Below are 9,833 nucleotides of genomic sequence, written 5' to 3' on the forward strand. Positions count from 1 at the left end.
CCCCCCCCCCCCCCCCCCCCCCCCCCCCCCCCCTCCGCCGCTCCTGCGGCAGGGACCTCAGGCGTACTGCTCGCGGAAGGCGTCCGTGAGCGTCGGCCCGCCGTCGCCCAGGCGCCACACGCTCCACCCGTCGGCCGTCGCCGTGCCCGAGGCCGCGATCGCCGCGGCGTCCGGGTGACGGAAACGGGCGCCGTCGGTCAGCTCGATGAAACCGTCCGGGTACAGGACCGCCTCGAAGCGCTGCCCACGACGCGGGCGCGACCACACGAGCGACACGGGCGTGCCGAACGCCCGGGCGAGGGCGTGCAGGTCCGGGTCGTCGTCCGGGTCGTCGTCCAGCACGGAAGCGGGCGGGGCAGGCGGGGCCGGCACAAGGTCCTGACCCAACGGGTCGATCGAGCTGAGGGCGTCGACCACCGGGACGTTCACGGGCGGCTGGTACGACAACGGGTCGTACGCGGGCGCCTCTGCCTCGTACGACTCGCGCGTCAGCACCGACTCGCGCGTACGGATGGACTCCCGGGTCCGGATGGACTCGCGCGTCAGGATCGAGGCACGGCTCGGCGTGCGCGACGACAGCGCGTCCTCCGCAGCCTGCGTCGACGAGTAGCGGCCGAACTCGGACGCCTCGTCCGCGGGCGGCGACGCGAGCAACGGCACGGGCGGGACCGGCGGCGCCTGCGGGACGGGCGGCACGGAGAGCTCGTCGGGCCGACCGCGGTCCGCGCCGAGCAGGGGCTCGTGGACCGGTTCGAGCGTGCCGGTCACGTCCGCCGAGCCCGCGGCGCTGCCGTAGACGGTCGCGGTGGGCTCGAGCTCGGAGCCTCGGCGACGGTCGGAGCGCGAGCGCTGCGTGACGATCGGCAGCTTGCCCGTGAGCGCACGGCCCACCGCGACGCCCTCGGCGAAGTCCGCGGTGCGCTGCGCCGAGCGCGTCGGCTCGACGGCCGCGCGGCGGGGGGCGGCCGGGGCCGACGGACGTGCGGTGCGCTCGGGCACGAGCGGCGAGACGTCGACGAACCTGCGCCCGTCCGCCCCGTGCATCACGCCGAGCTTGAGGACCGACACCGACGACCCGGGCTGGCGCAGGAAGTCCAGCGCGTCGACGATGCCGTCCTCCGCGCTCGAGCAGATGACGATCAGGCGGGCCCCGGTGGCCCGCGACGTCGCCTGCGAGCGCGTGAGCGGCACGTTGTCGTAGAACGTCGTGACGTCCTGCTGGAACCGCGCCGCGCCCCCGGCGTAGCGGCCCGCGAGCTCGGCCCGCGTGAGCTGCCCGGCGCGGCCGGCATGGTTCATGGCCCGCGTCAGGGTCTCCTCGGTCAGCTCCGAGACGACCTCGATCACGACGGGAAGGCCCGCGGCGTCGAGTGCGAGCAGGTGCGGCTCGTCGATCGACGCACCCTGCCTGACGGGGAAGATCTGCTCACCGAGCAGGCCGTCCAGGTGGCCGTCGACCACGCGCTGCGCGACCGTGCCGAAGCCCCCACCCGCCGGCTGCGACGGGCGGACGAGAACTGGACGCTCGGCGTCCACCTCGAAGAGGGGCATCTTGGTCTCCTGCGGCTCGGGAAGCGACCTCGAACGCTGCCCGGGACGGCGGCGTTGCCGCATAGCCTACGACGCCCGTGCGAGCGACTCGAACGAGTGCGTTTCACCCACTGGGACGAGGGCGTCCCGGTGGGTGTCAGTCCTTGGCCAGACGCTCCTCGACACGCTCGACCTTGCCGGTCAGCTCCCCCGTCCGACCTGGGCGGATGTCCGCCTTGAGCACCAACGAGACGCGATGCCCGCCGGCCCCCGCGGCCTCGGTCGCGCGCTTGACGACGTCCATGACCTCGTCCCACTCGCCCTCGATCTCGGTGAACATCGACGTGGTCCGGTTCGGCAGGCCCGAGGCGCGGACGATACGGACGGCCTCGGCGACGGCGTCCGTGACGGACTCGCCGGCACCGAGCGGGGCGACGGAGAAAGCGAAGATGGCCATGAGCCCATCATGCCGCGTCTCGGGTTCCGCCGTGCCGGGCGTCCCCCGCTGCACGTAGCGTGGGGCTCATGCGAATCGGAGCACACGTCGACCAGGCCGACGCCGTCAACCAGGCACGAGCGATCGGCGCCGACCAGGTCCAGGTCTTCCTCGGCGACCCGCAGGGCTGGAAGGGCGCCGAGTTCACCTACCCCGGCGGCGCCGAGGCACTGCGCGCGGACGCCGCGGCCGCGGACCTCGACCTCTACGTGCACGCGCCGTACGTCATCAACGTTGCGAGCACCAACAACCGCATCCGCATCCCGAGCCGCAAGTCGCTCCAGAAGATCGTCGACGGCGCGGCCGAGATCGGTGCCAAGGGCGTGATCGTCCACGGCGGCCACGTGACCGCGAACGACGACGTCGCGGTCGGCTACGACAACTGGCGCAAGGCGATCGACGCGCTCGACGCCAAGGTGCCCGTCCTGATCGAGAACACCGCGGGCGGCGCCAGGTCGATGGCCCGCACGATCGAGAGCATCGGGCGGCTGTGGGACGCGATCGGGGCAGCGGAGGGTGGCGACCAGGTCGGCTTCACGCTCGACACGTGCCACGCGTGGGCGGGCGGGATCGACCTGAGCACCGCCGCCGACCAGGTCCGCGCCGTGACGGGCCGCATCGACCTGGTGCACGCGAACGACAGCCGGGACACGTTCGACTCGGGCGCTGACCGCCACGCGCACTTCGGCGACGGGCTCATCCCGCCCGACGAGCTGGTCGCGGTCGTCGCCTCGGCCGGGGCGCCCGTGATCTGCGAGACGCACGGCGACATGGGCCCGGACATCGCCTGGTTGCGCTCGCGCCTGGGCTGAGCGGCCCAACGGCGCCGCTCGCCCCGGGTCGCCGGGTGCGGCCGGGCGTCGAGATCGTCGGGTTGGCCGACGTCCGCCCGGCCGAACCGGACGGCCCCTCGCCGAGCATGCGGTTGCCGTCGGTCGAGCATGCGGTTGGCGTCGGTTTCGGGGTGGAGACGGACGCCAACCGCATGTTCGGCACCGAGAAGGTCAGCCCGTGTTCTGCAGGCCCGCCGCGACGCCGTTGACCGTGAGCAGCAGCAGGTGCTGCAGGCCGTCCTTGTACTGCCCCTCGGCGCCCGAGCGCAGGCCGCGCAGCGCGCGGAGCTGGAGCAGCGAGAGCGCGTCGACGTACGGGCTGCGGAGCTGGACCGCGCGCCCCAGGACCCGGCGACCGGCCAGCGGCCACTCGTTCCCGGAGATCTTGAGGACCCACTCGCGCGTCAGGCGCAGCTCGTCGAGGATCTTGGCCGCGAGGTCGTCACGGTCGCCCAGCGCGAGGTAGCGCTCCGCGATCCGCTCGTCGGCCTTGGCGAGCGACATCTCGACGTTGTCGATGAGCGTCGCGAACAGCGGCCAGTCGCGGTGCGCCTCGCGCAGCCGCTCCAGGTCGCCGAACTCCTGGAGCGAGGTGCCCAGGCCGTACCAGCCGGCGAGGTTGATACGGGCCTGCGACCAGGAGAACACCCACGGGATGGCGCGCAGGTCCTCGAGCGACTCGACCGACAGGCCGCGGCGGGCCGGGCGCGAGCCGATCGGCAGCAGGCCGACCTCCTCGAGCGGCGTGACCTCGGAGAACCACTGCGGGAAGCCCTCGCTGCGGACCAGCGCGTGGAAGTGCTCGCGCGAGGACGAGTCCAGGGCTGCTGCCACGTCCGCGAAGCGCGCGGTGGCCTCGGCGTTGCGGCGCTCGACCGACGGCGCGGAGGCGAGCAGCGTCGCGGCTGCCACCTGCTCGATGTGCCGGGCGGCGATGGTCGCGTCGCCGTAGCGGGCGGTGATGACCTCGCCCTGCTCGGTGAGCTTGAACCGCCCGTCGACCGAGCCCGGGGGCTGGGCCAGCACGGCGCGGTTCGCGGGACCGCCGCCGCGCCCCAGGGCGCCGCCCCGGCCGTGGAACAGCGTCAGGTTGATCTCGTGGCGCTGGGCCCACTGAGCGATGCGGCTCTGCGCCGAGTGCAGGGCGAGGGTCGCCGAGACCGGGCCCACGTCCTTGGACGAGTCCGAGTAGCCGAGCATGACCTCGACCTTGCGACCGTTCTCCGCGAGGCGGCGCTGGACCTGGGGCAGCTCGAGCGCCGCCTCGAGGATCTCGACGCTCGCCTCGAGGTCCGCGAAGGTCTCGAACAGCGGGATCGCGTCGATCACGGGTGCGTCCTCGGCGCCCTCGAACGCGAGCTCGGCGAGCTGGTAGACCGCGGCCAGGTGCTCGGGCTTCTGCGTGAACGAGACGATGTAGCGGCGCGCAGCACGGATGCCGTAGCGCTGCTGGATCGAGCCGATCGCGCGGTAGGTGTCGAGGACCTCGCGCGTGCGGTCGGTCAGCTGGCCGTGCACGCCGTGCTCCGCGATCTCGGCGAGCGCGGCCTCGTGGACCTGCGAGTGCTGACGGACCTCGAGCTCGGCCAGGTGGAACCCGAAGGTCTGCACCTGCCACACGAGCTGCTGCAGGTCTCCGTAGGCGGCGCGTGGCGCGCCCGCGGCGATGAGCGAGTCCTGGACGACCTTGAGGTCGGCCTCGAGCTGCTCGGGCACCGCGTACGCGAGGTCCGCGTCGCGCAGACGGGTCGCCGCGATGCGGCGCGCCACGACGAGCATGACCGCGCGGTGCGGCTCGGCCGGGGACTCGGCGGCGGCCTCGGCCGTGATGGCCTCGGAGAGCTGTCGCTGCTTCTGCCACAGCGAGCGCAGGCCGTCGGACGCGGGCGTGCCCTCCTCGTCGAGCGTGAGGGTGCGACCGATGCGCTGGGCGGCGCGCTCGAGGGCCTGGAGGGCGTGGTCGGCCGCGATGGCCGCGGCCTGGCGCGTGGTCTCCGCGGTGACGTTCGGGTTGCCGTCGCGGTCACCGCCGATCCAGGTGCCGAGGCGCACGAACGGTGCGGCGAGGGGGCGGTCGTGGCCCGCCTTGTCGGCCAGCAGCCAGTCGTCGAGGCGGCGGTAGACGGTCGGGAAGACCGTGAAGAGGGTCGCGTCGAACACGCTCATCGCGGTGCGGACCTCGTCGAGCGGTGAGGGCTTCGCCGCGCGGATCGGGGACGTACGCCACATGCCGTCGATCTCGGCGAGGAGCTTGCGCTCGTTCTCGGCGAGCGACGCGCCGCCGACCGGCAGGGCGTCGCGCTCGGTCAGCAGGCCCGACAGGCGCCGGATCGACGCGGAGATCGCCCGGCGGCGCGCCTCGGTCGGGTGGGCCGTGAGGACAGGGCGGAACTCGAGCCGCTGGAGGCGCGCGAGCGCCTCCTCGTGCCCCACCTCGTCTGCGAGCTGCGTGAAGGCCTCGGGCAGCGTGTCGTCGACGACCGACGGCGCGAGCTCGGCCTCGCGGTCGTGCAGGACACGCACGCGGTGGTGCTCCTCGGCCAGGTTCGCGAGGTGGAAGTACACGGTGAACGCGCGGGCCACCTGCTCGGCGCGCTCGTGGCTGAAGCTCTCGACGAGCCGCTCGGCCTCCTCGAGCGCTGCGTCCGCGTGCTCGCCGTACGCGCGGATCGAGAGCTCGCGCAGGCGCTCGACGTCGTCGAGCAGGGCGGGATCCCCCGACTCCGTCAGGACCGTGCCGAGCAGACGGCCGAGGAGCCGGACGTCGTCGCGCAGCGGCGCCGGGACCTCGTGCCGGGCGCCCGTGCGGCCGTTGCCGTCGGTGGATGCGGGGGAAAGGTTGTCGGTCACGGGTCCGTAGCCTAGGCGCTCCGCGGGTCGGCACGTCGACGGCGTCTGCCTGGTGGTCGCTCGTGACGGGGTGCAAGACCCCGCCACGTGCGGGGTCAGTCGGTGTACGCGCCCTGCCACACCGTGTCGAACGGCGCGTGCGAGCTCACGCGCGCCTCGATCGCCTCGGTGACGATCTGCTTCGCCACGCCCACGGCGCGCTCGACGTCGTTGCCCTTGGCGAGCTCGGCCGTGATCGCCGCGGCGAACGTGCAGCCCGCGCCGCTCACGCGCTCCTCGCCCACCTTGGGGACGGAGAAGACCGTGATCTCCTGGCCGTCGAACAGGACGTCGACCGCGTCCGGTCCGGGCAGCTCGACGCCGCCCTTGACGACCACGAAGTCCGGGCCCAGCGCGTGGATGCGCTCGGCGGCCTCGACCAGGTCGTCGACCGACTCGATCTTCTCCATGCCGGACAGGACCTTGGCCTCGAACACGTTCGGCGTGATGACCGTTGCGAACGGCAGGATCTTCTCGCGCAGCGCGGTGTCGGTGTCGAGGGCCGCGCCCGGCTCCTGGCCCTTGCAGATGAGGACCGGGTCGAGGACCACGTGGTGCCAGCGCTGGCTCGCGAGCGACTCGGCCACCACGTCGATCGTCGCGGGCGTGCCGAGCATGCCGATCTTCACCACGTCGAGGTCGTACGTGCTGGTCGCGGCCTCGAACTGGTCCGCGATGACCTGCGGCTCGACCGGGACGAACCGGTGGCCCCAGTCGTTCTTCGGGTCGAACGACACGATGCACGTCAGGGTCCCGACGCCGTAGACGCCCAGCTCCTGGAACGTCTTGAGGTCGGCCTGGATGCCGGCTCCCCCGGTGGCTTCCGATCCGGCGATGACGTACGCGAGGTTGACCATGGTGCTGCCTGTGTCCTTCGAGAAAGGTGTGGTGGGCCCGGGCCGAGCCCCCGGGAAAGCCTACGCCGCGTCGGGGCGCAGGGACCCACGAGGCGGGGCCGCCGCCGGGGTGCCGTCACCGCCCCGGCTGCCGTACCAGCCCCGCCTCGTACGCCCCGAGGACCGTCAGTCGCCGCCCGTGCCGGCGCGAGGCACGGGCTCGTCCGTGACCTCGGGGGCCGCGAGCATCTCGGGAGCGCTGCGCACCAGCAGCCACGCGGGCAGGATCGCGAGGCACAGCACGGGCAGCACCCCGACGTCCCCGACGACCGCGACCGCGACGAACAGCGCGATCCACCCGTCCCGCCCGACGGCCAGGACCACGCCCAGGACGCCGCTCGCGACCGAGAGCCCGAGCGGCGCTCCCGGGAACGCCGCGTTCACGGCCACCCCGGCCGCGACCCCGATGAACACCGCGGGGAAGATCCGCCCGCCCCGGAACCCCGCTGCGGCCGCGATCACGAGCGCCACGAGCTTGACCGCGAAGATGAGCACCAGGTTCCACGTCGAGAAGTCCGCGCGCTGCTGGACGAGCTCGAACGACTGCTGGGAGCCCTTGAACAGCGTGAGCGGGCCACCGATCGCGCCCAGGACGCCCAGGACCACGCCGCCGAGCGTCACGTACAGGACCGGGTTGCGCATGCCGTGGAAGAACCGGTGCACGTACGGGAACGCGAGCACGCCCAGCAGCGCGGCGCCCGCCGCGACCGTCGCGACCGCGAGCGAGATGCCGACGTCGCCGATGTCCGGCACCCCGAGGTCGGGCAGGTCCATCGACGCGAACGGACGCCCGAACGCGTCCATGGTCATGGCCCCCGCGCCGGCCGAGACGAGCGGCAGGAACAGCCGGTCGAACAGCGGGCCACCCCGGGGGAAGCCCGCGACGACCCCCGTGAACACGAGCGCGGCCGCGACCGGGGTCCCGAACAGCGCACCGATCGTCGCGGCCGCCGCGAGCATCACGACGAGGTCCGTCGGCACCTTGGGCCACAGTCGCGCGACCAGGGCGACGAGCAGCGCGGTGTTGATCGCGATGATCGGGTTCTCGGGCCCCAGGCTCACTCCCCCGGCGAGCCCCAGCACCGTGACGACCGCGAGGCTCGGCAGCACGCGCAACGGCAGCGGGGGCGCGATGAGCTCGGTCGTCGCGGAGTCGCGGCCGCCGTGTCCCGGGACGAGCCACACGACGAGCCCCACGAGCAGGCCCGCACCGGTCAGCATCCCGAAGATCCACCAGCGCGAGTCCGGGTCCACACCGAGCGCGCCCGGCAGGACCGTCCACAGGACGTCCTCGGCCTCGGCGGACAACCAGTCGAGCGCGTACAGCACGAGCGCCGAGATCACGCCGACGAGCACCGCCGGGACGCTCAGCCGCAGCAGGTTGCGCAGCGCAGGGGCGTCCGGCGGGAGCGCGGCGGGCGGCGCCGGGTGGGAGGTCACGTCGTCGTCCCTCGCAGGCATGCGCCCAGCGTGGCACGCGGGTGCTCCGCGCGCGCCCCGGGGGACGGGGCGCACCGGGCCGCGGGCCCCGTCGTCGAGATGCGGCCAGGTGGGGTCACGGACGGACCGTGACCCCACCTGGCCGCATCTCGCGTCGAGCCGTCAGGCCGTGCGACGAAGCCGCGCCCCCAGCGCGTAGGCCCCGACGACGGTCGCCGCGGCGACCAGCACCACGTCCTTGAGGACGTACTGCCCGAGCAGCGTCATGCCCGAGCCGAACAGCTCGTCGAAGAACAGCACGGTCGGGGCGAGGATCCCGACGAACGCGCCGGCCATGACCACGAGCCCCGCGCGCAGCCAGTAGCCCGTGACGAGCGTGATCCCGATGAAGCACTCGACGACCGCGGTCGCGACCACGGCGACCGTGCCGTGGACGAGCCCCAGGGTCAGGGTGTCGATCGTGCGCTCGGCGACGACCTCGGCCGGGCTCGCGCCGGGGAAGAACTTCAGGACCCCGAAGCCGAGGAAGACCAGGCCGAGGGCGACCCGCAGGGCAGGGACGGACCAGCGGGTCAGGAAGCGTGCGAGGGCGTCGACGGCGTCGCTCACGTGGGTCGAGACGGAGCCTCGGCGGGAGATCGCCGGACCGTTGACGGAGAGGGTGGACATGGACGTGCCTTTCGGGAGGTGGTGGGTTGTCGGCGCCGCGTCGTCGGGCGCACACCGAGAAGGAGACGTCCCGGGCGACGGGTGATGCGGGTCACCCCGCGTTTCACCCACCCTTCAGCCCCCGGGCGGCTGAAGGCCCCGACGGCGAACCGTCGGGGCCTTCGTCTCCCGCACCGCTGCGGGTCCCCGGCGCGCACCCCGGTCCCTCGTCCGGGTCCACCACCCGGCGCGCCGGTGGGTCTTCGCGCGGGACCCCCTACTTGCCGAACATCTGCGCGAACGACGGCACGCCGTCGAACATGCCCGTCGCGGTACGCGGGTCGCGGGCCGCGAGCGTGGTCGCGAGCTCCTTGGCCGCGCGGCGGATGCGGGCCGGGAGGGGGCCCGCGTCGTGCGTGCCGTCCCCCTCGGCCGCCCAGTCGTCCGTGGCCGCGAAGACCGAGGTCGTCGCGACGTCGGCGTGCAGGTAGGTGAACAGGGGGCGCATCGAGTACTCGACGGCCAGCGAGTGCCGTGCCGTGCCGCCCGTCGCGCCCAGCAGCACGGGCATGCCCTGGAGCGAGTCCTTGTCGAGGATGTCGACGAAGGACTTGAACAGGCCCGAGTAGGTGGTCGTGAACAGCGGGGTGACCAGCACGAGCGCGTCCGCGCCCGTGACCTTCTCGATCACCTCGGCGAGGTCACCGCTCGCGAAGCCCGTGAGCATCGCGTCGGTGATGGCGTGGGCGACGTCGCGCAGCTCGACGGTCGTGACCTCGGCGGCGACGCCCAGGTCGCCGAGCTCGGCCACCGTGGCGGCGGAGAGGCGGTCTGCGAGGAGGCGGGTCGAGGACGGCTGGCCGAGGCCGGCGGAGATCGCGACGATCTGGCGAGCGGTCATGAGGTGGTGCTCCTGGTTCGTGAGGGTTCTTCGAGTGTGCCGCACGGTGCGTGCGGCGGGTGGTGCGTGCGGCGGGCGGTGCGTGGCCCGGTGGTGCGTGGCCCGGTGGTGCGTGGCCCGGTGGTGCTGGGGGCCGGGCCGCCCCTGGCCACAAGGGCGGCCCGGCCCCCCCCGGGCCGCGCCCCGGCGGCCGGGGGGGG

At 73.6% G+C, this 9,833-nt stretch carries 8 protein-coding genes; 1 reads left to right on the forward strand and 7 read right to left on the reverse strand.

The annotated features are described in order from the left end of the window. Positions 1-57 precede the first annotated feature (57 nt). Together H9640_RS12805 and H9640_RS12810 are read right to left on the reverse strand one after the other, a co-directional pair. Positions 58-1,551, reverse strand: a complete 1,494-nt coding sequence (locus H9640_RS12805) for a restriction system modified-DNA reader domain-containing protein (RefSeq protein ID WP_191791104.1) — start codon at positions 1,549-1,551, stop codon at positions 58-60. Positions 1,552-1,687: 136 nt separating this feature from the next. Further along, a complete protein-coding gene (locus H9640_RS12810) occupies positions 1,688-1,987 on the reverse strand; it encodes an MTH1187 family thiamine-binding protein (RefSeq protein ID WP_191791105.1) in 300 nt (99 codons plus the stop codon). 68 nt (positions 1,988-2,055) lie between these two features. Between H9640_RS12810 and H9640_RS12815 the strand changes: the two genes are divergently transcribed. Then, complete coding sequence (locus H9640_RS12815) at positions 2,056-2,838, forward strand: deoxyribonuclease IV (RefSeq protein ID WP_191791106.1); 783 nt, start codon at positions 2,056-2,058, stop codon at positions 2,836-2,838. A gap of 192 nt (positions 2,839-3,030) precedes the next feature. Here H9640_RS12815 and H9640_RS12820 read toward each other — a convergent pair whose 3' ends face one another. The 5 genes from H9640_RS12820 to H9640_RS12840 all read right to left on the reverse strand — a co-directional run bounded on the left by H9640_RS12820 (position 3,031) and on the right by H9640_RS12840 (position 9,633). Next, the gene (locus H9640_RS12820; RefSeq protein WP_191791107.1) at positions 3,031-5,709 is read right to left on the reverse strand and encodes a phosphoenolpyruvate carboxylase; all 2,679 of its coding nucleotides are present in this window, start codon (positions 5,707-5,709) and stop codon (positions 3,031-3,033) included. A 95-nt stretch (positions 5,710-5,804) separates the two neighbouring features. Then, positions 5,805-6,605 carry a bifunctional hydroxymethylpyrimidine kinase/phosphomethylpyrimidine kinase gene (gene thiD / locus H9640_RS12825; RefSeq protein ID WP_191791108.1) on the reverse strand — a complete coding sequence of 267 codons (801 nt, stop codon included), beginning with the start codon at positions 6,603-6,605 and terminating at the stop codon, positions 5,805-5,807. 165 nt (positions 6,606-6,770) lie between these two features. Then, positions 6,771-8,105 carry an ion channel protein gene (locus tag H9640_RS12830; protein WP_191791109.1) on the reverse strand — a complete coding sequence of 445 codons (1,335 nt, stop codon included), beginning with the start codon at positions 8,103-8,105 and terminating at the stop codon, positions 6,771-6,773. A 141-nt stretch (positions 8,106-8,246) separates the two neighbouring features. Then, positions 8,247-8,753 carry a DoxX family membrane protein gene (locus tag H9640_RS12835; RefSeq protein ID WP_191791110.1) on the reverse strand — a complete coding sequence of 169 codons (507 nt, stop codon included), beginning with the start codon at positions 8,751-8,753 and terminating at the stop codon, positions 8,247-8,249. A 256-nt stretch (positions 8,754-9,009) separates the two neighbouring features. Beyond that, positions 9,010-9,633, reverse strand: a complete 624-nt coding sequence (locus tag H9640_RS12840) for an FMN reductase (RefSeq protein WP_191791111.1) — start codon at positions 9,631-9,633, stop codon at positions 9,010-9,012. Between the last annotated feature and the right edge of the window lie 200 nt (positions 9,634-9,833).

Origin of the sequence: Oerskovia gallyi (assembly GCF_014836745.1) — a bacterium.
Lineage (GTDB): Bacteria > Actinomycetota > Actinomycetes > Actinomycetales > Cellulomonadaceae > Oerskovia > Oerskovia paurometabola.

Coding starts and splice junctions, on each gene's coding strand:
- H9640_RS12805 (WP_191791104.1), bottom strand. CDS start 1,551: ATGCCCCTCTTCGAGGTGGACGCCGAGCGTCCAGTTCTCGTCCGCCCG.
- H9640_RS12810 (WP_191791105.1), bottom strand. CDS start 1,987: ATGGCCATCTTCGCTTTCTCCGTCGCCCCGCTCGGTGCCGGCGAGTCC.
- H9640_RS12815 (WP_191791106.1), top strand. CDS start 2,056: ATGCGAATCGGAGCACACGTCGACCAGGCCGACGCCGTCAACCAGGCA.
- thiD (WP_191791108.1), bottom strand. CDS start 6,605: ATGGTCAACCTCGCGTACGTCATCGCCGGATCGGAAGCCACCGGGGGA.
- H9640_RS12830 (WP_191791109.1), bottom strand. CDS start 8,105: ATGCCTGCGAGGGACGACGACGTGACCTCCCACCCGGCGCCGCCCGCC.
- H9640_RS12835 (WP_191791110.1), bottom strand. CDS start 8,753: ATGTCCACCCTCTCCGTCAACGGTCCGGCGATCTCCCGCCGAGGCTCC.
- H9640_RS12840 (WP_191791111.1), bottom strand. CDS start 9,633: ATGACCGCTCGCCAGATCGTCGCGATCTCCGCCGGCCTCGGCCAGCCG.